The 22,993-nt window shown below is 37.4% G+C and carries 20 protein-coding genes; 3 read left to right on the top strand and 17 right to left on the bottom strand.

The window, feature by feature from the left end; translation table 11 throughout:
* Positions 1-411 precede the first annotated feature (411 nt).
* Positions 412-843: a hypothetical protein gene (locus BM179_RS23615; RefSeq protein ID WP_092019642.1), complete on the top strand. Its 432-nt coding sequence runs from the start codon at positions 412-414 to the stop codon at positions 841-843.
* 116 nt (positions 844-959) lie between these two features.
* The gene (locus tag BM179_RS23610; RefSeq protein ID WP_092019641.1) at positions 960-2,378 is read left to right on the top strand and encodes a Dyp-type peroxidase; all 1,419 of its coding nucleotides are present in this window, start codon (positions 960-962) and stop codon (positions 2,376-2,378) included.
* A gap of 92 nt (positions 2,379-2,470) precedes the next feature.
* Here the strand turns inward: BM179_RS23610 and BM179_RS23605 are convergent, their stop codons facing one another.
* The 5 genes from BM179_RS23605 to BM179_RS23585 all read right to left on the bottom strand — a co-directional run bounded on the left by BM179_RS23605 (position 2,471) and on the right by BM179_RS23585 (position 9,446).
* Positions 2,471-3,640, bottom strand: a complete 1,170-nt coding sequence (locus tag BM179_RS23605) for a glycoside hydrolase family 172 protein (RefSeq protein ID WP_092019640.1) — start codon at positions 3,638-3,640, stop codon at positions 2,471-2,473.
* 250 nt (positions 3,641-3,890) lie between these two features.
* Positions 3,891-4,403 (bottom strand): DUF2165 family protein, encoded by a 513-nt coding sequence (locus BM179_RS23600; RefSeq protein ID WP_092019639.1) that lies wholly within the window; start codon positions 4,401-4,403, stop codon positions 3,891-3,893.
* Positions 4,404-4,580: 177 nt separating this feature from the next.
* Positions 4,581-5,513 (bottom strand): hypothetical protein, encoded by a 933-nt coding sequence (locus BM179_RS23595; protein ID WP_143095309.1) that lies wholly within the window; start codon positions 5,511-5,513, stop codon positions 4,581-4,583.
* A gap of 677 nt (positions 5,514-6,190) precedes the next feature.
* Entirely contained in the window at positions 6,191-6,547 is a 357-nt protein-coding gene (locus tag BM179_RS23590; RefSeq protein WP_092019655.1) for a bleomycin resistance protein, read from the bottom strand.
* Positions 6,548-6,875: 328 nt separating this feature from the next.
* Positions 6,876-9,446 (bottom strand): TonB-dependent receptor, encoded by a 2,571-nt coding sequence (locus BM179_RS23585; RefSeq protein WP_229633024.1) that lies wholly within the window; start codon positions 9,444-9,446, stop codon positions 6,876-6,878.
* Positions 9,447-10,123: 677 nt separating this feature from the next.
* Between BM179_RS23585 and BM179_RS23580 the strand changes: the two genes are divergently transcribed.
* The gene (locus BM179_RS23580) at positions 10,124-10,867 is read left to right on the top strand and encodes a tyrosine-protein phosphatase (protein WP_229633023.1); all 744 of its coding nucleotides are present in this window, start codon (positions 10,124-10,126) and stop codon (positions 10,865-10,867) included.
* A gap of 58 nt (positions 10,868-10,925) precedes the next feature.
* On the opposite strand, the gene BM179_RS23575 is transcribed toward BM179_RS23580, so the two are convergent.
* From BM179_RS23575 to BM179_RS23520, 12 genes are all read right to left on the bottom strand, one after another.
* A complete protein-coding gene (locus BM179_RS23575) occupies positions 10,926-11,942 on the bottom strand; it encodes an NAD-dependent epimerase/dehydratase family protein (protein WP_092019637.1) in 1,017 nt (338 codons plus the stop codon).
* A gap of 64 nt (positions 11,943-12,006) precedes the next feature.
* Positions 12,007-12,582: a Crp/Fnr family transcriptional regulator gene (locus tag BM179_RS23570; RefSeq protein ID WP_092019636.1), complete on the bottom strand. Its 576-nt coding sequence runs from the start codon at positions 12,580-12,582 to the stop codon at positions 12,007-12,009.
* Positions 12,583-12,773: 191 nt separating this feature from the next.
* The gene (locus BM179_RS23565; RefSeq protein ID WP_092019635.1) at positions 12,774-12,977 is read right to left on the bottom strand and encodes a hypothetical protein; all 204 of its coding nucleotides are present in this window, start codon (positions 12,975-12,977) and stop codon (positions 12,774-12,776) included.
* A 295-nt stretch (positions 12,978-13,272) separates the two neighbouring features.
* Positions 13,273-14,406, bottom strand: a complete 1,134-nt coding sequence (locus BM179_RS23560) for a YjbH domain-containing protein (protein WP_092019634.1) — start codon at positions 14,404-14,406, stop codon at positions 13,273-13,275.
* On the bottom strand, positions 14,399-15,124 hold the full coding sequence (locus tag BM179_RS23555; RefSeq protein ID WP_177219501.1) for a YjbH domain-containing protein: 726 nt from the start codon (positions 15,122-15,124) through the stop codon (positions 14,399-14,401). Before BM179_RS23555 ends, BM179_RS23560 begins: the two co-directional genes overlap by 8 nt.
* A gap of 121 nt (positions 15,125-15,245) precedes the next feature.
* Positions 15,246-15,932, bottom strand: coding sequence for an OmpW family outer membrane protein (locus BM179_RS23550; protein WP_092019632.1), 687 nt, complete (start codon positions 15,930-15,932; stop codon positions 15,246-15,248).
* A gap of 91 nt (positions 15,933-16,023) precedes the next feature.
* Positions 16,024-17,061 (bottom strand): hypothetical protein, encoded by a 1,038-nt coding sequence (locus BM179_RS23545; protein WP_092019631.1) that lies wholly within the window; start codon positions 17,059-17,061, stop codon positions 16,024-16,026.
* A gap of 311 nt (positions 17,062-17,372) precedes the next feature.
* Positions 17,373-18,761: an undecaprenyl-phosphate glucose phosphotransferase gene (locus tag BM179_RS23540; RefSeq protein WP_092019630.1), complete on the bottom strand. Its 1,389-nt coding sequence runs from the start codon at positions 18,759-18,761 to the stop codon at positions 17,373-17,375.
* A 398-nt stretch (positions 18,762-19,159) separates the two neighbouring features.
* Positions 19,160-19,468, bottom strand: a complete 309-nt coding sequence (locus BM179_RS23535) for a hypothetical protein (protein ID WP_092019629.1) — start codon at positions 19,466-19,468, stop codon at positions 19,160-19,162.
* A 487-nt stretch (positions 19,469-19,955) separates the two neighbouring features.
* On the bottom strand, positions 19,956-20,720 hold the full coding sequence (locus tag BM179_RS23530; RefSeq protein ID WP_092019652.1) for a methionyl-tRNA formyltransferase: 765 nt from the start codon (positions 20,718-20,720) through the stop codon (positions 19,956-19,958).
* Between the two features lie 8 nt (positions 20,721-20,728).
* Entirely contained in the window at positions 20,729-21,844 is a 1,116-nt protein-coding gene (locus BM179_RS23525) for a DUF1972 domain-containing protein (RefSeq protein WP_092019628.1), read from the bottom strand.
* Positions 21,845-21,852: 8 nt separating this feature from the next.
* On the bottom strand, positions 21,853-22,968 hold the full coding sequence (locus BM179_RS23520; protein ID WP_092019627.1) for a glycosyltransferase family 4 protein: 1,116 nt from the start codon (positions 22,966-22,968) through the stop codon (positions 21,853-21,855).
* Between the last annotated feature and the right edge of the window lie 25 nt (positions 22,969-22,993).

Raw genomic sequence — 22,993 nt, 5'->3', positions numbered from 1 at the left:
TTTTCACCCCAGGTTTCTGTCCCCATCTGACCACTCACGCGTTTAAGCCAATTTAAAATCTGGCTGATTTGAGAAACAAGCCAAGCATGAAATTTTGTATAAATCATGCTTATTGCATCCTATGCTTCAAATTTTCACAACTTATTTTCCGCATTCATTCACCAAACAGGTATTTTTACTTATTTTAGCTTATCGAATAGTCATAACTTTAATGAAAAATAAAAGTAGCCGAAGCTGATAATGAACTTGCTTTAAAATTCTACTCCTTCTTAATACAGATATAACCTTTTCCCCTGCCTGGTAGGTATTCATTCCGTAACGTAGAAACCTCCCGATTTTATCCAAATGAAATAGGGAATGTCTTGCTGCATTTTAACAATTTACTAAATCATCTATTTAACTGAACAAAAAATGGCTAATCCACTTACCCTTTACGTCCCTATTAAACAGGACCCTTTGACTCAGGCAGCAGCCCAGGCGGCTTATGAATCTTTTGTTGACAGTGTAAAAGCAGGGCTAGACGCTTCGAACATTCTTCATTACGCCCGTGTAGCTTTAGTACCGAACCCATCTGGAGAAGGAATCCTTGGTATTTTGCTGATTACCACATTTGATGGTGAAATGAACCCTTATCTGAAGTTTTTCTGGCAGAACGAAGGTACAAGAAAAGCTTTTGCAGGAATTGCTGCGATAGCCTTAAATCCTCCTAGTCCTCCGGTTACTGACCTTACCGGATTTGAGAACTTTATCAATGAAAATAACCTGAACAAAAGATCCAAAGATCTATATAAAGGTTATACACAATCAGTTTTACAGATCAAAGCTGCATTTCCTCCAAAATAAATCTGACTTTTCTCACCTTTTCTCTTCCCGAGAAAAGGTGAGTTTCAGCTTTCCGTCTATCCTGCTTTAAGAAAAACGATTATTTCTCCGTATTTGTCTCAAACCAAAACATGGTTATGTCAACACCCCTACCTCCTGATAAATCAACTGTGCAGGGCTTGATTATGCGTGGTTATACCCATCCCTATTCGAGTCATTTATTATTCCGGTTTTCTTCAAAAGCAGCAGCCTCACAATTTATTAAAGCCTTGTTGCCATACTTAAGGTCAGCAGAAAACTGGGGAACAAATAAACCGGATAAAATGCTGAATATCGGACTTACCTTCACAGGAATATCGATAGCTTCTTCATTAACTAAAACTGAGCTGAATGCTTTCCCTAATACATTTACTACAGGGCCTGCATCCCAGGGTTCACAAGGGTCTTTACAGGATTATGGAGAAGGGGATCCCGAAAAATGGCTATTCGGTGGCCTGCTCACTAATGGTAACCCTGATCCTGCCAAACGTGTAGATGCCATAGTGCATAGTTATGCTATGCATCAAAACTCGTTAAATGAACTTACTGATTTTATTGCTAAAGCTGCAACAGCTGCAGGAGTAGTAGAACTACTACCTTTAGATGGCGGGAAAGGAAGACTTGAACAATATCAGTTACCTGTGGATACTATCCATTTCGGATACCGTGATGGCATAAGCGAACCGGATCTTAACTGGCCGGAAACATGGCCCGCTCCCCCGGTAAATACCGATCCGGCAGACTTAAACAATTTCCTGATCGGCTATCCAAACTCTGCTTTTCAGCCAGGACCTTCTAATCCTGCAACGCCAAATGCCTCCGCTTTTGCAAAAGATGGCTGTTATAATGCCTTCAGGGTATTGTATCAGGATGTAAATGCTTTTGACAAATATTTGTCTGACAATGCTCCTGTCGTGGCTCAGACTTTAGGTAAATCCACTGAATATGCCAAAGAATGGCTGGCGGCTAAACTAAACGGGCGCTGGCGCAATGGTTCTCCGCTGATACTTTCACCGGATGCTCCCGACCCTGCTACTGCCGATGCCACTAATTTTAGTTATACAGAAGACACGAAAGGATTAAAATGTCCGTTTTCAGCACATACCCGTGTTGGCAATCCGAGGGATGAAGCACTGTTTCCAGCTGAATCTCCTGTACCGCGTCTTATCAGAAGAGGTGTTCCTTATGGAGCACCACCTGTTTCAGACAATGATAAAGGAGAACGTGGACTAATCGGTTTGTTTCTTTGCGGAGCGTTGGCCTCTCAGTTTGAATTGATTTATTCATGGATAAATACCAATAACTTCAGCCCGCTTTTCAGTCCGAATTTTGACACACAGGATGCTCTTCTGGCAAACCGTGCCACACCGGATATGGATACTACGTTTACCATTCCAATTCCCGGAGCTGCAAAGCCACTGGTATTACCCAAACTTCCTCAATTTATCGTTGCCAGGGGAACAGCCTATTGTTTGCTGCCATCTATCCCTACATTAAAAGCGATTGCAGAAGGCTGAATAATAACTTACCGGAGGTTATGATTCAAACAGATATATCCGGAAATTGCTTAAAAAAGAGCAGGCCGCAAAAAATCACGGCCTGCTCTTTTTTATTTGATTACTTCCAATTCATCTTTTGAAGGCAATTTAGGAAAATGTGCATGAGGTTCTCTCTGATACCAAAATGCGACAGAAGCAATATCAGATTGCTGGGGAAGATATCTGCCACCATGTCGCCACCCTAAATCCTGAATATTTACCTTCAAATCCTTATCAAACCTGATCGGATCCATAATATGCCATCTGTACATCCCAAAAGCCTGCTGGGATTTATATGTGCCGTCAGGTCTGATTACCTGGTGCAATCCTGCATAGGGTGTTGAAAAAGGAACATACTGTCCGCCTCTGTCGAAATTATATGAACCACAGAAATAATCTTCCGTTCCCGTTCCGGCAATCGTAGGATATTGCTGATCACCATCCATAAAAAACTTTATTTCTCCTTCTCCCCACCAGCCATTATTATTTACACCCCAAGCTATATACGTTCCGACATACTGTCCCTTTCCCTGTACCCCATCGAGTATGGTATGCATCGATCCTTTACTGGGATTCGACCGTCTGAACTGAGCATGAAAATATCCTTCATCCTCTCCAACCGGAGTTAAAGTATAATTTACCTGGTAATACAATCTCATCGCTTCGTCCCTGTTAAGGTTTTCGAGTGTGATTTTACATTTTTTACGGAAAGGCATTTTCCAGTAACAATTAAAAGCACTACCCGGATTTACACAAACTGCAAGAGAGCTGAGCGGAGCATATTCTCCCCAGCCCATGCAAAAGAAATCTCCTACAGGTGCTTCCACAGAAGGTTCTTTTTCATCATCCCAATAAATTCTCAGAATTGAAAAACGCCAGTTTCCTGTTGGTGTCATCCAGATCTGCTGAATCGCTCCGGGGCCTTCCATTTCAGCAATAGTGACGGTTTCACCCTTATCAACAATAATAAATGGATTTACCTTCCAGCCTTGTCCCAGGTCTCTGGCTTCATTGGCAGCATTGGCAACATTTCTCTGTCCTTTTTGTTTTAAAGGATCAGCCATCGCACCTTTTCCCTTTTCTCCGGTAAAGTTTTCAGGACTAATAGACCGACTTTGGGCATTTGATAAACGGGAAAGATTTCCCATGTTCATATCCAATCCGTTGAAAGGATAATTACTCTGAGCATTAACAAGAATGGCATTCACCAGAATCCACCCCAGCAGGAAAAGTTTTTTCATATTGACAGGATTGTTTTTGAACTTTTATGCCTGATTTTATTCAGGCTTCATAAAATCCAAATTAAAAAAATAATCTCAGAGATGTAACCTGTCTTTCAGGACTCCACGGTGCAAATGACATGGGTTGAAACAAATTCAGAAATGAAATACTGCAGATCAGAATTCTTATATTTTATATTAAAGGTTGTGGTTAATCTTTGTTCTGTTAATGATTATGACATCCTGAGTCATTAAATCTCAGATGTTTATGTCATTCTGAAACAGATTCGTCTTTAAAATGTAATAAAATCATGGTCAAACCCAGAAAACTTATAATTCTTTCTGCACTGCCTAAACCATTCCAGGTAGAGCTCTGCCACATTGCGAACCATTCTCCGCCTATTACTTCAAAGCCTAAAAACCAAATAATTATACCAGTTATAAGTCCGGCAACTGCCCAGTTCTTGGAAGCATGAAAAGTGCCGGGAGTACTTTTCAGGTTTTTAAAAAGCAGCCAGCTTCCTTTTAAGCAGCAAAATGTCATCGCCGTTTCCATGGTAATAATGAATATATACCCAATATGGAAAAGAACAGGGTTATCTATATGTCGATAATGAATCTTACTATCAGGAAATATGGTGTCCATTTTCATAACATGCTCTACAAAATAATAATTGGTATAATAATCAGTCGTATTGCCAATTACTATCAATAAAGCCATTATACCAATCGCAAAAACTGAAACCATTTTGGCTATACGAAGTAGCAAAGCTGTGGAGTACATTTTCTTTTAATTAAACGGTTTGGTCAATAGAGTTTACTGGTATATAAAGGTTTTCCCCTGCGATGCATATCATCACAGGGAATGTTATTATAAATATAAGATAAAAGCCTCATTGAAAACAAAATATTGACTTTTTCGCCGATCCTAGTGAGGCAAAATGAGAGTTGCAGAATTCTCTTATTCCTGTCTCATTGGTTGCAGGTTTAATATCTTATTTTTGCCGTCAAATAGTATGGCAATGTATTCTTTAGGTGGCAAATTTGTATCGTCCGAATACTTGTATTGCAGCATTGCATAGGTATTCCCATCTGGTAACATTTTCATCCTATTCATATACAAATCAAATTTTTTGTCAATATTAATACCTGTTTTGATTTGCTTCAAAATGTCTATGGTTACAGTTTTAACGATTTCATCAGAGAGCAATTTTGTAATTTCATCAAATTTGTCCTCTGATAAGAGTTTTACAAATTCATTAAAAGTTCTGTCCATCGATTTTACCTGATCAGTACTAAGTGCCAATGGTTTCTCTTCTTTTAGATTGTTTATATAAACTCTGATTTTATAAGTTGGATTTATCGTAACAAACTGGTCTTTTTTGTAAAAATTTGAAAGTGTGGTATAAGCACTTATTTTCAGGCTATCATTTGGACTCCAGGTATCTTTGCGATTAAGTCCCTGACTATTATTGATTAAAGATAAATCATTTAAATTACCCTCCGCGTTGCTCTCTCCATATTTTGAATTAATAAAATCAATAATCTGGTTATATTTTTTGATTAGATTCTCCGAAACTATTTTTGATTGTATATTATGATCTTTTTTGTCAAAATTATAAACATCCCATTCATAAAGAATTTCTGAAATGGTTGAATCCCTTTTGAAATATGTATAATAAACTAACAAGTCAGGCAAACCGGCTTCTTTCCTTCTAAAGATCTCAGGCTGTGTAGTTTGCCTACCTTTTACATAGGTCTGTTCTGTGTCGAATTTCTTACTTCCTAACTTTCGTTCAAGATTTATGTAATACCCAATTTTTTTGTTGTGAATATCTAACTCAATTAAAGGTTTTTGAGCAAAACCTACATTCCAAATCAGCAAAAAAATCAAAGTAATAATTGTTTGTCTATTCATTTTGTGGTTTGTTATAAAATATATGCAATGTTTGGGAGCCAGAAAGAGTATTTTCTTAGTATAAAAGTTCAATAGAAACACATCAGCCTATCTTTTTCCAAATTCCTGTTAGCAGTTATCTGGTCAGATCAACCTCTTAATCTTTGTATTCATATAATAAACTACTTACCAGGCATTTAGCCTAATAAGTAACGAAATGTAAAAATTCTGTAGAATCAAAAAAGGCTGCCTCATAACTTTTGCCTTTAAGGTCAGCAATCTCTGGTACAATGGGTGAATTAGAGATTCCGACCCTTTTTTCATTTCTTCCTCTAAAGTACGACCAGGTAAATTTCAATTATTCATTCTTTAGGGAATAAAATTAGTCCAGGTAAACAATTTATCAGAAGGGTATGATTTTATTGTCTCTCAGATAGGTACCGGATCTTTATCTCATCTACTGATCAATTAGTCCCAAGCTTCTTTCTATAAAGTCAGCCACAATATTTCTACAATTTCCCGCTAATTGACTGATATGAATTAGTAGGTCTTGTTTTTATTATCAAGAATGAGTGTCCCATATTTTGTCACTATGTTATCCTCACAAACTTGTTCATGACATTTTTGACAAAGTCACAAGTCATATTATACACTTCCCACATTATTTTCACTGATTAAACACCTTGTCCGAAAGTCAGCAGATTACTGTCCGGGTCAAGTAATGAAAATTCTTTTTGCTGCCATGGTTTGAATTGTAAGTGTCCCGCCTTTGGAATATCTAATTCCTTGTCCAAAGCCAACTGATACAGTTTTTCAATCTCATCTGTACGGATATATACCTGCCCGTAATTTTCTTTAGGGTCAAGTGCTGCAAACTCAAAAAAGTGAATCTGTATATTATCCTTTTGCACCATCAGATAGCCCTCGAAATCAGCACTTCCAAATTCCTGAAAATCTAATTTATTTAAGTAAAAGTCTCTTGTGGCTGCCTTATTACGCATAGGCAATTTTGGATTAATATCTGTCAGCATATTTTCTGATTTATGATACATGTAAAAATCTGATATACAATTTGCAAATCAATCCGGACATTACAAATAATCCTCAGCATTTCATATAATATAATCTCCTGGTTATCAAACCCAAGCCATTTATATTTACCTCAAACTTATGTATATTTTTTCTTAATTCAAGCAATTCTTTTCCTCCTCAGTATTCCATCTGATAATAAAACAAAAGGATTCTTTCAGCAAAAGTCTTTCCTATTGGTATTGTTTCAAACATCTAAAATCTACAGGCAAAAAAAGCCTCCGCTTATGTTTCCATAAACAGAGGCTGATATTGCTGAATTTCTATAATCTATCTCGGACGACCACCGCCTGCCGCTGGTTGTTGTCCGCCGCCTTGCTGCTGACCACCTCCGCCTTCGCCATCTTTCAGGTCGTCATTGTTGACAGATTTCTTACGTTTCGGAGCATCAAATGTCATTTTACCGATGCGGTAGCTAAAGTTGACTTTAAAGTTCATGTTGCGTAAAATCGTAGTACTTTGCTGTGCAATGACCTTGGAATTGATTTCGTTATTGATTTTAAATTCAGGGGTGAAGAAGTTTTCAGCACCAAAACCGATGCTTCCCTTTTTGTCTTTGAAATCTTTCTTCAAACTCAAACTGTAAATCCCGAAACCACCTTGTTTACCTTGTAACTGAATCTGCGTCGAACGATAGAATGTAAAGGCCTGTAATCCCCAGTTTTTACCAAGATTATAACTGGCAAAAGCACGATAGTTAGCTACCCAACCAGAATTGGAAGCATTATAAATCGGATCAGATACATTGTTTTTCAACTGTGTATGGTACACATCCCCACCTAATCCAAGTGTAAATTTGTTGGAAAGGTTAATATTTCCAAATAAGTTAAAACCATAAGCATCCTCACTACCAATGTTGTTATAAGTAGTCTGGATGGTATCACCTCTTACACTTCTCACACTCTGAATCGATCCCGTTGTATTTCTCACAAATACTGCCGCAGTAAGGAAAGTATTTTTAAAGAAGGTATTCAAAGTCATCTCATAGTTATTCGTGTATTCAGGGCTCAGTTCAGGATTACCTTTCGAAATATTCAATGGGTTAGAAGCATTGATGTTTGGATTCAGGAACTGAATAGAAGGACGCTGGATACGACGGTTATAAGCCAGTTTCAGGGTACTACCACCTTTCAGGCTTTTTGAAATATTGATACTTGGTACCAATACCCCGTAAGACGGAATATCAAGAGGTTTATCCGTTTTGAAATTTGCATCAATTGTCGTGTACTCATAACGGCTACCCAATTTAAAAGTATATTTCTTCTTGGTCGTCAGAGTATATGATAAATATCCTGCGGTAATGTTCTGATTATAATCAAAAACGTTTGTCAATGAATTATTCTGAACCGGTACATAATCGCCGGTACCCTGAGAAGCAAAATACTTATAATCACTTGATACTGTTCTGAAAATACCTTTGGCTCCAAACTCCACCAGCTGTGCTTTAGTAATCGGAGTCTGATAATCTGCCTGAATTGTAATCTCCTGGTTATAGCTTTCGTTATTATTCTTCAGACGGTTATTGATAGACTCATCAGGATTCAGAATATTATTGGTAAAATCATTGGTACGATTGTTACGGCTGAACTGCGTCAGCATACTGAATTCCTGTTGCGGTTTCTTAAAAGTATGGGTATAATCAAGGTTAAGGTCAATTGTTCCGGACAAATCCGCTACATCCACATTACGGGTGTTACTGTTAATCAGGCTTCCTGACTGGAATCTCTGGTTCAACAATTTATCCTGGTAACTGTTCTGATTTCTTACACCATATCTTACAGAAGCAGTAAGTGAATTATATTTGTTAATATCAAAATCCCAACCTAACTGGTATTGGCCAAACAATCCGTTATTACGGGTTTCAGCACTTTGTGTGTTCAGAATCGAAGGGGTTATTCCATTCGGATCCAAAGTAGTCTGGCTATTGGCAAAACTACCATTTACATTATAGTTAGCTCTCCCGAAACCACCCAAAGAAAAGCCCATTCTGCCTTTTCTGTAATTTCCGTTCAATGAAAGGTTACTTCCACGAATCCCGACACTCGAATCGAGGTTCAGAGTCAGACCCTGTAAAGTATTTTTCTTGGTAATGATATTAATAATACCTGCCGAACCTTCAGCATCATATTTGGCTGACGGGGATGTAATAACCTCCACCGACTTAATCATATCTGCCGGAATTTGTTTCAGGGCATCGGCGATACTGCTGGCAACAATGGTAGATGGTTTGTTGTTAATCAAAACTTTTACACTCTGAGAACCACGCAATGAAACATTACCATCCAAATCTACCGAAAGCATTGGTACTTTTTTCAAAACATCTGTTGCATCTCCACCCTTGTTGGTAGCATCATGCTCTGCATTGTACACCAAACGGTCAACCTTATCTTCAATCAGAACACGCTGTCCGGTAACTGTCACTTCCTGTAAAGTCTTGGTACTCAGACCCAGTTTAATAACTCCAAGATCAAGTTCATCGTTTTTATTTACGATTTTAACATCTACATTTTTAGTCTGATATCCCAGGAAAGAAATAACCAGTTTATAATCTCCGACAGAAACCTTGTTAAGGATAAATTTTCCAACCACATCACAGACAGATCCGTCCACCGGTTTATTATTTGCTTTGCTGATTAATGCGACACTTGCGAATTCAACAGCCTTGTTATCGGTAGAATCAATTACATAGCCAACGATTTTAGCAGAACCTCTCGGAGTAGCCTGAACAGTTCCGGGAATTACAGCTTCTTTTTTTGCTCCACCGCCAGGCATTCCGGGAAATTGAGCCCATACTCCGGTGGTGATGAAACAAAAGGTTAACAGTAAAAGTATTTTTTTCATTATTGTATTTTTTTAAGTTCTTCGGCAAACTACACTTTTTAAGAAAATCAAAATTCGGAAGGAGACCCTGAATAAAAAAGCGAAAAAGGATAAACGGCTTTGCAAAAGGTCAACTGGCTGATTAGGTCAAATATCATTCCAAAAGCTCCTCTGCCTGATTTATTGACAAAATAACTTAACAAAAGTTGCACTTAGTGTTGGTTTTTTCAGGCGATTGAGACAAGCTGCCTGAATCTGTAGGTGAACGGCGGTTTTCTGTTGACGAGTGGTTTTGGAGGGATTTATTAATTGTACAAAACATAGTAATAATACTTTATTTTAACAAAATAGCAAAATAATTTTCTGTCCTTTTCTGTGATTATTTTTTTATTGCTCCTCCACAGGTATGATTTTAAAGATATAAGACAGGACTTTTTCTGCTTCATATTTTTATTCCCGGTTCTTTTTTCAACTTGTCTTCTGGTAAGGAATCCTGCAAGTGTGATATTCTTCCCATAAATATTATACGGACTTTTGGCTTTTTCTGCGATAGTTGACTAATTTTGATTATTAGCTCATTGAGATAAGCTGAAGGTGTTTTACCGCTCAGTATTATTTATCCACTTCCCAACATACATGCAGTTTTTATCTTTCATGATTTTGAAGTAAATCTGCGGCTTTTTTCTAATATATAGACAATGTTCTCTTTTTTAAAAAAAATTACCGGTAATTCAGATTTGTCTAATGACTTCTCTTTTATTGGTACAGATATACATTCTCATCTGATTCCGGGCATCGACGATGGCTGTGTAGATATGGAGTCTTCTATACAATGTATTGAACGTTTCATAGCATTGGGTTATAAAAAGATTATTACAACCCCACATATCATGGCGGATGTTTATCCTAATACTCCTGAAATTATCAAAGAAGGATTGGCTAATCTGCAAAATGAACTCAATAACCGGGGAATCAGTATTGAAATTGAAGCAGCCGCTGAATATAAAATCGACGATTTGTTTGTCGATCTGCTTGAGAAAGACAATCTGCTGACTTTTGGTGATAAACATATATTGGTAGAGGTATCGTTTGTAGCAGCTCCGGTTAATATGGATGCTGTGTTATTTTCCCTTCTGACCAAAGGTTATAAACCCATTTTAGCTCATCCTGAAAGGTACAATTACTGGGCCGGGCAAATGGCTGTTTTTGAGAAAATCAGAAGTATGGGCTGTTATCTGCAACTCAATCTTATGTCTCTTTCCAATCATTATGGCCCAAGAGCCAGGAAAACAGCATTAGAGCTGCTCGACAAAGGATATATTGATTTTTTCGGAACGGATGTACATCGTCCGGCTGATCTGAAGCTACTTGAAGCGGTATTACATAGCAACGATTTGTTCCATAAAATATCAAATGTGCAATCCCTGAATAAAAACCTTTAAAAGAGAAAAGCTGACTGTTGTGCAAAGGGCTGCTTTTCTCTTTTAAAGTAAATAATCTTTATTTTTTCAGTAAATATTCATGATTTACTAAATATTCGAGTGCCTCTTTTACGGCCTGTTCAGGCTTTTTCGGGTTAAATCCTAATGCATTTCTTGCTTTCGAAATATCAAAATTCTGTTGCAATCCTGAAAACATAGCAATGTCCTTTCTCGTTAAAAGAGGGGCTTTTCCACTGAGTTTACTTCCCAGTTCCATTATTCCAGCCAGAACAAGCAGCATAAATTCAGGAACAGCCTTCGGAATCTCTATGCCACGTTCCGGATACATTTTTTGTGCTATTTTAGTCGTTTCTGTAATAGAAATACATTGCTCATTCGCCAAAATGTAACGTTCTCCGTTTCGTCCTTTTACAGCTGCCAGATAACAACCTTCTGCTACATCTTTTACATCAATCCAATTAAGTGTTATATTGGTGTCAACAGGAATTTCTTTATTCAGTATCAGCTTTAAAATACCATATGACACACTCAGCGGTGCAAAGGCCTCACTCCCAATCATAGCAGCGGGCAAGACTGCTACTAATTCAATATTATGTTTTTTTGCCAGTTCAAAAGCCAGTTTTTCTCCATCATTTTTCGAGTTATAATACATATCTCTGCGATCCGGGTTATATCCATAATCTTCCCTAGCCGGAAGTTTTGAATAATCCAGGGCGGCAATCGAGCTTACATAAACTATCCTCTTCACTCCTGCTTCTGCGGCGGCCTCAATAATGTTTCTGGTCCCGTTGATATTCACCTCATAAATTTCCTTTTGCGGATCCTTTGCCCAGAGTTTAAAAGCCGCTCCTACTGCATAAAATGTTTCCACACCTTGTAAAGCCTTTACAAAAGAGGCTTTATCGGTAATGTCTGCTTCCATTACTTCGCAATCCAGGCCTGTAAAAGGAATCTTATGCTTAATATTTCTTACAGTGGCTCTAACCGGTATTCCTTTGCTGATAAGCAGTCTGACCAGGTTATTCCCTAAATGTCCGTTGGCGCCTGAAACTAAGGCTAAATTTTGCTTTGTCATAACTTTCTGTTTTTAATAATGACACAAAATTCAGCAATGGCTTCCCGTTAATGGTTGACAATTGTTAGCTAATTATTTTTCTTCGGATCCGGCTGAGACTTTCAGGTTTCATTCCTAAAAAAGAGGCGATATACTGGATAGGCACATTTTGCAGAATATCAGGATGTTCTTCTATTAATCTTTTATAGCGCTGTCCGGCAGTAAGTGTAGCCAGTTCTTTTGAACGGTTTTCATTGTATTCTATAGATTGCTGAAAAACAGAAATACTAAAATCTTTCATCACAGAACTTTCTGCTGTAAACAGATCCAGGTTCTCTTTCGTTATCCTCAGTAATTCGCAGGCAGTGACACATTCTACATTTTCATCAGATTTTTTCCGGTTATTGAAACAAGCATACGACGTAAAAAATCCCGGAGGGCAATTGATATGCGTCGTCACTTCCTCACCCGATTCATTATAATGAAACAGTCTCAAATAACCTGAAACGATATAATAAAGATATTGAGGTATTTTTCCGGCTTCTTCAATAATCACGTTCTTAGGATATGACACAGGTTCGAAATACTCCTTACAAAGCATTATTTCATTTGTGGTCATTTCAACCTTTGAAGCGATAAAATCCAATAATTTCTCCTGCATTTGAATGGCTTAATTTAAGGATCTGATTAACCGGATTATCAATATTCTCCTCAAAATTTATCAAAGATAACCCTCGTTATATTATTCCACCCAGTCTTATCCGTACAAAATGAACAGAAATTATCAGAGTTAAAGGGGCTAAATAGATTGGAATACTTGTTTATGAAAATATAAAAAGGAAAACCTATCTGCTACATTTTTAACCAGTTTTTAAAACTTCCGGGTTTCTTCTCTAGGCAACTATAATAAACGGCCAGCGTAATATTAATACCCAAGCCAACAATAATAGCAACTAACTTTCCCCGCCAACTGCTTGTAATCATCGTAAAAAAGGCAGTTTGCCACCAGACAATGATCATGAGTATTGTAATTACAGCTTTTTTAAGATTTGTCATTTGAAGGAATTCTCAAGGGAAATTTTGTACCTCTAAGATAGAAATTAATCCTTATTCAGAGAAATTTGCTGTCATGCTAATTCAGACTAAGCCACAAATCTCCGGAACTTAAAGTCAGAAGGGTATCTGTTTACATAGCGCTGCACATTAATTTTTTAGACATACCTCTTCTTTTTATACAAAAAAAGAGACCCTGCCGAAGCAAAGTCTCGATAATAGAAACAGGAAACAATACTAACAAAGGCAATATGAAAGAGTCTTGTTTCTCAACCTTTGGCTGCAGTATTAAAAAAATCTATTTCCAGCGCTCAAACATACTTTGCCAATAACCACGATTGTACTGTCTTAGCTTTTCATCAAGCTGATATCCCAAACGATAACGCTCACCAATATTATAACCTCTGGTATAATTATATTCCCATCTGAACTCATCCACCATTCTGAGTCTGGCAGATTTACCCTGAAGAATCGGATTAGCAAAAAGCGGTACAGCCAGGTTAAAACCCAAAGTAGCCCCATTACCCGTTTTCATGACAAAAAAACCAATATCTACAGTAGAGAATTGTCTGATTAAATCTATCCTTGCACCGCGATCCTGATACATAAACTGTCCACCGGAAAGTTTTACAAGAAAATTAGCACGATCCAGTCGATAAGTCACATCTCCCAGCATCATAAACTGGTCAAGTTTTTCATAATAAATCCCATTGGCCGGGAAAAAGTAAAAACCCGTAAGAGATCCTTCCAGACCGTATGACCAATTGCTGTTAAAATCATTTTTGCGGTACTGCACATTTATACCATATTGATCATTATAAAACAATCCGCATGAAATACTCATGAAATTAGATTTCCCTAAAGCCAGAAACTGGTTCAGGTATATCGGAGCAGGTCTTATATTAAGTTGCTGGCCATCCAGGTCATTGACAATAGGAAAAGTCACTCCTCCGTTTAATACCAATCCTCTGCTAAGGTAAATCTGGGTATTCAGCAAAATATTGGTTTTACTTTGAACAGGCTGATTATAATTTCCAAAATTGGCAATAAACTGTGGCTGAATCCAAAAGTCAAATTTATACTTCCGGCTTGAAAACGGGATATTTTCCCGGCTAAAAGCACTTAATTCCCTTACCTCTATTCCGTCTTTCCCAATCTTATAAGCTGCCATCGGTACACCTTGAAATAATGGAATATAAGACGCCGAAGAGTCCCGGAGTATCGCTCTTAACTCAAGTGCTCCCATCAAAGGATTTCTGTACAACCTCTGTTCATAACTGACAAAACGTTTGATACTGTCCCGATACACATTCTCATAACGCTCAAAAGTCTTTGCAGTATATCTGTTTTTAAAGCTGAGAGGTACCTGTCCCCAAACGAGGACATTAGCTGAAAAATACAACGCAATAAAAAGTAGTAATTTCTTATTCATGAAGTTTTTCGATTCGTTTTGGAGTTTTCAAAAGAGAAACAGTATAGGAACCACCAAACATCACCTGATTTCCATTGAGCAAAGCTCCCTGTAAGGTGAGTCTTTTCCAGGGTTTCACATAGCAGCCTACATTTGCTTTCTGTGAATCCCACTCAGCCATCAGCCCGACAATGTTCTTGTATTTCAAATTTACTCCACCAAAAGCACCGACCAAATATCCATTATTGTAGACGTAATCGCTCTTCTTTTCCCATTTAAACCCTGAAAAAATATCTACATTTTCTAAGTTTTTCACATCTCTGTAAACAAAGTAAGGACTCCCGTAACCAAGAGAAGTTTCAAGACTCCAGTCTGTACTTAAATCAAAATGCTTAGTTGCCACAATTACATGTGTCAATAAGGCAGCATCAATGGTGAAAGGTGAAGACATAATAAGGGCTATCGCTGGAAACGTTTTCGACTCCTTTGCTATCAGATAACGAATATCTATCTGACGATCTCCTAATCCATCTTTAATCCCTGATTTGTCATTAGAGATTAGCTTTAAGAAATTAACATTAATTTCTAAACGTTTGGAAATAGCCAAATTCACGAAAAAAACCTGTTCATCATTTCTTCCAGTTCTTCGTAATCCATATTTTCTAGGATTATAGTTATATCCTATTCTGAAAAACCCGTCAGTAGAAGGGTTAGCGGTAGGGATGTTAATCAAACCCATTTGTCCTGACAAGTTAGCCTGGCTTCTGGCCTGAAAGCATACAAACAATAAAAGGAAAGGGAGCCAACAGACTCCCTTCCCCAACAAGTTACGGCATATCATAGGATATGTATATCTTTGATTAATTAAATTTATAACGTACAGCTAAACCAGCTTCCAATCCATTAAGACTGATGCTCTGGGTAGAAGAAGTAGTGCCTTCTGTAAATTTCTGGTTATAACTTCCCAAATGGTAACGTACATCAACACCAAGATACACTTTGCTGAAAAGTCTTTTCTCAGCTCCAACCAGGATCTGGATACCATAACTGTTACCGTTCTGGCTTTCATTTACATTTCCTGTACCATTTGCCACAGTACGTGTAAACTTGTTCTGAATAAAATATCTTGTCACACCTACTCCAAAATAAGGGATAATGGATTTAGATGAAGCACTATCCTTTTTAGAGAAGCTGAAGCTGTATTTTCCTTCTAATGAAACCGGGATAATACTTAATTCCAGTTTCTCAGTTCTGCTCACTCCGCCTGAGGAAAGTGTTCCGCTTACAGAGTTCGACCAGAAACCGGCACGGGCTCCTAACGAAATGTTTTTGCTTAATCCCAATTCAACACCAACTGTTGGCATCACAGAACCGGAGAATTTCTCACCTGTTCCATTGTAGCCAGTCAGAAATGAACTGTTATTCCAATAATCAAGAGAAGGCTTAAAATAAGAAGCTCCTACACTTACACTTTTCAGATTAATCTGAGCATAAGATGAAACAAATGCACATAGTACAACGGCCAGGGACAGAATAACTTTTTTCATGATTTTTCCTTTTGAGGTGAATGGTTAATCTAAAAGCAAGACTCCGGATGAGCTATCTCGCCGGAGTTCTGCTTTTATGGATATTTCTTAATTATTTACCGCTACCCTGGTTATGACAAGAAGCAGTAGCAGCGTTCAGTTTCGCTGTAGCATCAGCTAACACTGCATTATAGCTAGCATTAATTTTAGCTAAATCAGCATCTCTTGCAGCAGCAGCAGCAGCTAACTCAGCAGTTTGTCTTGCATCACACGCAGAAGTTTCTGCTTTTTCCAAAGCATTGATTGCCTGGATTGTTACAGCAAGGTTCACATAAATAAATACACTAAGAATGTTATAAGTAGACTGATTGATTTTGCCACTTGAAAGCAATGTACTCAAACCAGCTAAAGATTTATCAGCAGCAGCTTTTGCAGCAGTACGCAAAGCAGCAAAAGTAGCAGGTACACTTCCTTTACAAGTAGCGTTGCTGGCATTAATCGTAGTCACACGTTGGTTATAAGTAGCTGTTACCGCAGCAGTCTGAGTGTTTTTTGCAGCATCTAATGTTGCTTTGGCTGCATCAAATGCTTTTTGCGCAGCAGCTTTACATTCGTCATCTGCAGCAGCAAAATTGCTTATTACTACCGGGGCAGCTTCAGGAGCACCAGTACGGCCTCCTACTGCTTTACCGTTTACTGTTGGTAAAGTAGATGTTGGCAAATAAGCTGCCAAAGAAGGATCAGAAGCTAATTTACTTACATCAGATGCAAGACCGGCAGGCAATGCTCCACCAGAAGTAAGTGAACTTAATACTGAAGGAGTAAACTGGTCTGACAACTTCTTGGCATCATCAGAACTTACCGCTTTAGCTACATCTCCTGCTACCGCAGAAACCGCTGCAGTCAGGTTTCCTGAAGCCAGACCATCATTGGCTGCTGAAGCCGCAGGTGAAGCTGACACCGAACCATTAGTAGAGGTTACTGTTGCAGGAGCAGTTGGCGTAACATCCGGTAACTTGATGTCCTTAAACTGGTCAAACGTGTAATTGTAGGCAGGAACGGTCTCAACGTCCTTCGTCGAGCAGCCATTCAGGCTCAGTAAAGCTAAAGTGACACAGAAGCTTATAAATTTTAATTTGTTAGTTTTCATTTTCTTATTCGTTTAATAAAAGTTAAGATTCGATATTTAATTACATATTTAGGTTTCGTGATAAGAACAGTTCATTGATTAATAGCCCAACTCAGGCAAAAACAACTATTAAACTTCTAAGCAATTGAACTACAATATGTTATAAAGAAATATTCTATTCAATTTCATGATAATATATAAACTGTTCCTAAACTCAGTACTGCGCCGGCCATGAAAAACTGAAAAACATAAATGGTTCGGAATGCATTATACGTATTATCAAAATTATTATTCAAAAAATACTATACTCCAAACATTTATGGCTCATTAAATTAATAAGCCATATCCTCCCCTTTCACCATGTTATAGGCAGTCATCAGCATAATTTTCAGATCCAGCAATGGTGTCCAGTTCTCGATATACCAGATATCATGAGACACACGCTTTTTCATCAGGTCTTTATTTTTAGTTTCACCTCTCAGTCCATTCGCCTGAGCCCATCCTGTAATACCAGGTTTCACCCAGTGTCTGATTGAATAATTATCAATAAATTCCTGATTAGCAATATTATGAGGTACTGCATGCGGGCGAGGACCTACCACAGACATATCTCCCCAGATTACATTCAAAAACTGTGGTAATTCATCCAGGTTAGTTTTACGAAGGAAGCTTCCCAGTTTAGTGATCCGGTCATCATTTTTAGTAGCCTGAGGCAGCTGGCCATTTACCAGAACATCACTGTTTGCTTTCATTGTCCGGAACTTCAGACAACGGATTACCTTATTATTTTTGCCCCAGCGATCCTGAATATAAAACACACTTCCCTTTGAATCCAGTTTAATCAGCAAAGCAATAATCGGGAACAGCCATGAGAAGATAAAAACAGTAACCAATAAAGAGATGCATAAATCAATCAGACGTTTTACAATTCTCCAATGCAAATGTTTCAAAGGTTCAGTTCTTACAGATACCATCTGATAAGCACCGAAAGATTCCATCTTATATCTATTGGAATTGAAGGTAAAATAATCCGGAATAATCCGGGTTCTGATAGCGTTTCTGTCACTGGTCAGAATAATGCGGTTAATACTTTCCTTATCAAATTCCGGCAGAGCAATGATAATTTCATCTACTCTGTGTAAACTGATTACATTGTCAAGCTCATCCAGGTTTCCTTTATACAAACCATTAATAGCCGGATTTTTCCTGTTATCAACAAAACCAATTGAATTATAGCCGAATTGAGGGTTCTGATGAATAAAATCATGAAAGGATGTTCCGATTTCGGTACTGCCGACAATCAATAAATTTCTACGGTTTCTGCCACGCTTTCGGAAATACTGGAATACCTTTTTGAAAACGTATTTCTTAACAGACATCAGAAACATCAGTAATACCGAATATTCTGCCACAAAGGTTCTGGCGAAATGCCTCTGATCCATAAAGAAAAGGAAGACAACCAGCATCAGTACCTGAATCAGTACCACAGGAAAGAGCAATAAAAACTCGTCAATGAATCTTACCGTTCTGAAATCATCATAAATATTAATCAGCTTACTCGAAATATACCAGCCGGTAATTAAGACAATAAGTAGCTCTCTGTCGAATTGAAAAACCCCTCTGTCACTAATCACACTAGTGATGACAAAAGTGGCAAAAATCAGACAAAAGTCCGAAAACAGCCTGACCAGATAAGTTTCTCTGTTTAAAAGTGTGCTCATTCGTTTATAAATTTAAAGTGTGCGTCAATAACCTAATATCAGTTCACTAAGTACTCTTTTATATATTTAAAAGTTATAGTCGTAGAAAATTATTTATTAAAGCTAATTATTAGTGTTTAAATTTTCGACCATATTGAACCTATTTATTGAGTAAGCGGTCAAAAAAAGTCGAATAATTATCTTTTGTTAATTACTTTGATTAAAAAAAATAAAACAAGCATTTTCTGCTTCAAAAGGTCTTATTTTAATATTTAAATTTATTCTTAAAATAGTCACAAAGGGCAACTTTGATTTTTTTGACCCCTTTCTACCTTCACATTCATATCACTGAGTACTGTTTCCCGGTTCCTTCTGTTTCTGTCCGATTTATCAGGTACAGTACTATAACAGCGTTCTGTTTATAAAGAAACAGAACTTACACACTTCTCTACGAAGGGTGCATCAATCAATTTTATAGTATTCTCAGCAAGGATAGGATTCACCATAAATGAACCAGCCTTGTACATGCTTTTTCCCTGCCAGGCATGGAAATTTACAAGTAGAGCCGATAAGTATAGAATGATGCGAAGCGAAATAAGTACGCCGAAAACAAGTGAGAAATGTACAATTTGTCTGTTAAAAGCTTCCTTTGTAAAAGGAAGAATGAACCGCTTTGGGCTGGCAGACGTACCATGCAGGCAAGTGTATTGTCTGTAAAATTCATTCATCTTTTTATAAAAATTTAGTGTGCAAATTCATTATTAATTAATTATTAAGCACTATTACTTAATAATCTACACTTAACAACGAACCTTCTGTGCTCTTAACATTACCGAAAGATAGCAAATTCTTTCAAATTATCTAGCGCTTAATTAGTAAACGTACATAAAAGCAGAGGGTAATTACCATTTGTTAATTGGAAAAATCCAAATTTCCTCTCTCTTTCATATTCCGTTTCAGCCACTTTTATGCAAATTGTACTATTCAAATGATTCTTTTAAAAATTCAATTAGTGGTTTTTACGCGAGAAAATAATTTGTCTAACAAAAATCTTTCTTAATTTTAAGCTATTTCTTGCAAAAATCAGACCACTTTCATTTATCTTTTTTCAAACATGGTATATTCTACTTTTATCCATTAATATTCCACATTCAAAACAACCTGTTCATTAATCGGGTGTATTCAGTTATTGTTCCGAAGATCAACAGTCCCTGACTAGAAAAAACGTTTTCCGGCCCGTTTAAATGCTCTTACATCTTCAGCAGTCGGAAAGGTAAAATACGTTTTCTCATCTTCCGGATTCGGCACAAGTGTATATCCTCCTGCCTGTATTTTACCAATTGCTTCAATAATACATTCCATGCCAATCTGTTTGGTATATCTGATCAGCTCTTCCTGGGTACGATTTCCAATTTCAACCTTACGCTGCACAATGATATCACCGGCATCAATGCCTTCTTCTACAAAAAAGACTGAAACTCCCGTAAATTGCTCATTAAAACGCAATACCCAGAATGTAGGCATCAATCCTCTATATTTAGGTAATAAAGCAGTATGCAGATTCAGACAACCATGTTTTGCCAGTTCCAGCAGAGGACGTTTGAATATCTGACTTCCTAGCACTGATACAAAAAGATCAGGCTGATAAGTCTTAAGAATCCCGAGGTTCGAACGATGATTAATATTTCCGGTTATTGGTATAACCGGAATTTTATGACGTGAAAGTACTTTAGGAACAGTATGACAGGTAAATACTTTAGCAGTAATAAACTTTAAAGCATAATGCAGAAAAAAAGCCCATCCAAATACTTTGAAAATTTTCCTCATCCGATCCGTAAACGGCTCCGGTTTTCCTGCTTTCATTTCTTCCATTAAAACCGCTCCAACCACCTCAGTACCATCCGGCAGGTTTTTCAGGAGATAATCCAGGTTTTCACCCAGGTAAAAAGGTTCGTCCTGGCTGAGCAATATAATACGCATAGCAGTCATCAGGCATTATGCAATACCTTATCCTTCTTATAAATCTCAAGAAAGTGATTCAGATATTGTTCAATGATGATTTCCCATGAATAAATCTTGCGGATTTTCTCCACATTTGCCTCTGTTTTAGTCAAATGTTCTGATTTCTGTACATTTTGTAAAGCAGCAGATACCTCTCCAGATTCCTTAAAATAAAAAGCATCTTTTTCAAGAATCGCTCCGTTAAAAGTATTCTGATGGGCGCAAATCAACGCTCCTGAAGCCATAGCTTCCAGTAAGGAAGGATTGGTTCCTCCGGCAGAATGTCCATGGAAATAGAGATTAGAATAATATCTGAGATTATTCAGCACATTAATATCAAATATTCCACCGATAAACTGAATATGCGGATAATCTTTAAACTTATCTTTCAGATATCTGCCAAAACTGGTTTCATGTTTTCCGACAACCAGAAAAGGTTTATCTATTTTCGACTCCACTACTCCATCGAGAATCGTCTCAATATTATTCTCAGGTTCCAGTCTGGCAATCAACATATTATATTGAAAAGGACTCAACTGGTATTTTTCTAAAGCAGAAACATCAGGGTTTTCAAAAGCGAACGCACCATATGGAATATAAACAGATTGCAGTTTATACTCTTTTTCCAGGTATTCCTGAATTCCGATAGAATCAGAAATCCAGTGATTACTGAATTTAGTGGCCAGGTATTCAGCAAACTTCAGGAATTTTCTGACTGGTTTGGAGTATTTGGTACGTACCCATTCCAGGCCATCCATATTAGTGGTGACAATACTCTTTCTGAAAGGCAGTAACCAACCCCAAACAGTACTGCTGGTATATCCTAATTGCAGAATAATATCGAAATTTCTTTTGCGGGAATCAATGATACAATTGAGGTCATAAATAAACTGACCAATAGTACCATATTTATCTTCCGGATCGTAACAATGTACAATATCAACCCCTCTCCATACCTGCTCCTGAAAAGGATGATTATGGCTATTATAAACTGTTACTTCAATTCCTCTTTTTACCAGGCCTTCTGCCAGATATTCAGCAAACTGTTCAAATCCACCGTAGTTGTTAGGTATCCCTCTTGTGCCTATTATCCCTATTTTCATAAGTATATCTATTGTATTTTTAAAATGGACATCAAATTGTTAATATATACTTCAGGGGTATAGCTTTCCTTGTAAGCCTTAATAGCATTTGTATAAAATTTCTCCTGAACTGCGGGATTGAGTACAATACCGGAAATCTTTTCAGCCAGTTCTGCTGAGTCGTTGGGAGTAAAAAGTATCCCCGACACATTATCTTCAATAATCTCAGTCAACCCGCCATGATTTGCAGCAATTACCACCTTTCCCACACTCATTCCTTCAATAGCTACTAAACCAAACGGTTCAGGTTTCAGTGAAGGTATTACTACTATATCTGACCAGTTATAATGAATTTCCGGAGTAGGTGAAAATGGTAAAACTTTTACCAGATGTTCAAGATTTCTATGTTTAATATTCTCCAGCAAATCATTTTTAAAATGAATCTGATCTCCATAAACATCTCCGACTATCCTTACGTCGATTTGATTTTTAAGCTCATCACTAAGTTTATCCACAGCCTCCACAAGCAAATTCTGACCTTTCCAGTTATTAATCCGGCCAATTAACAAAATATTAATCTTTCCGGATGAAGTTTCTCTTACAGGTTGTTCGGGAATAGCCTGAATACCATTTGGTACTATGAAATGTCGGGTGTTAATGGTAGAGAAAGGTAACTGAACAGCCTTGGAAATATGGATTAAAGAAGCTTTACAGTATTTAATTAATGTAAAAAACAATGTTTTGCTTGCTCCTGTGGGTATTTCATGAATGTGTATAAACTTCTTGAGTTTATAGAATCTGCTATATATAATAAAGTCGAGTACCACTGCGGTATTGATATAAAGCAAATCTGTTTCTTTTAAAAGATCATGATAGAACTTTCTGTTGGTAAATAATCTTGTAAAAACAGAAAAATCCAGTTTCTTCAGCTCTGCCTTTCTCAAAATCCCCAATGGACGAATTATCAGATTCACATTAAACTTTTGCAATAATTCAGAAAGCGGCCCTTCACAGGGAAGTACAACATTTATAATAGCATCTGAATAACTTTTCCTTACGGTTTCAACGATCAGCAGAAACATTTTATCTGAGCCATAAAGTTCATTTGCAGGATGTACTAAAGTTATTCTTTTCAGGGAATTCATATATCAACTTATAATTTTTGTCTGT

The sequence above is a fragment of the Pseudarcicella hirudinis genome (assembly GCF_900115665.1).
Classification (GTDB): Bacteria; Bacteroidota; Bacteroidia; order Cytophagales; family Spirosomataceae; genus Pseudarcicella; species Pseudarcicella hirudinis.
The sequence above is the reverse complement of the archived record's forward strand: the minus strand, read 5'-3'. Positions and strand labels throughout refer to the sequence as shown.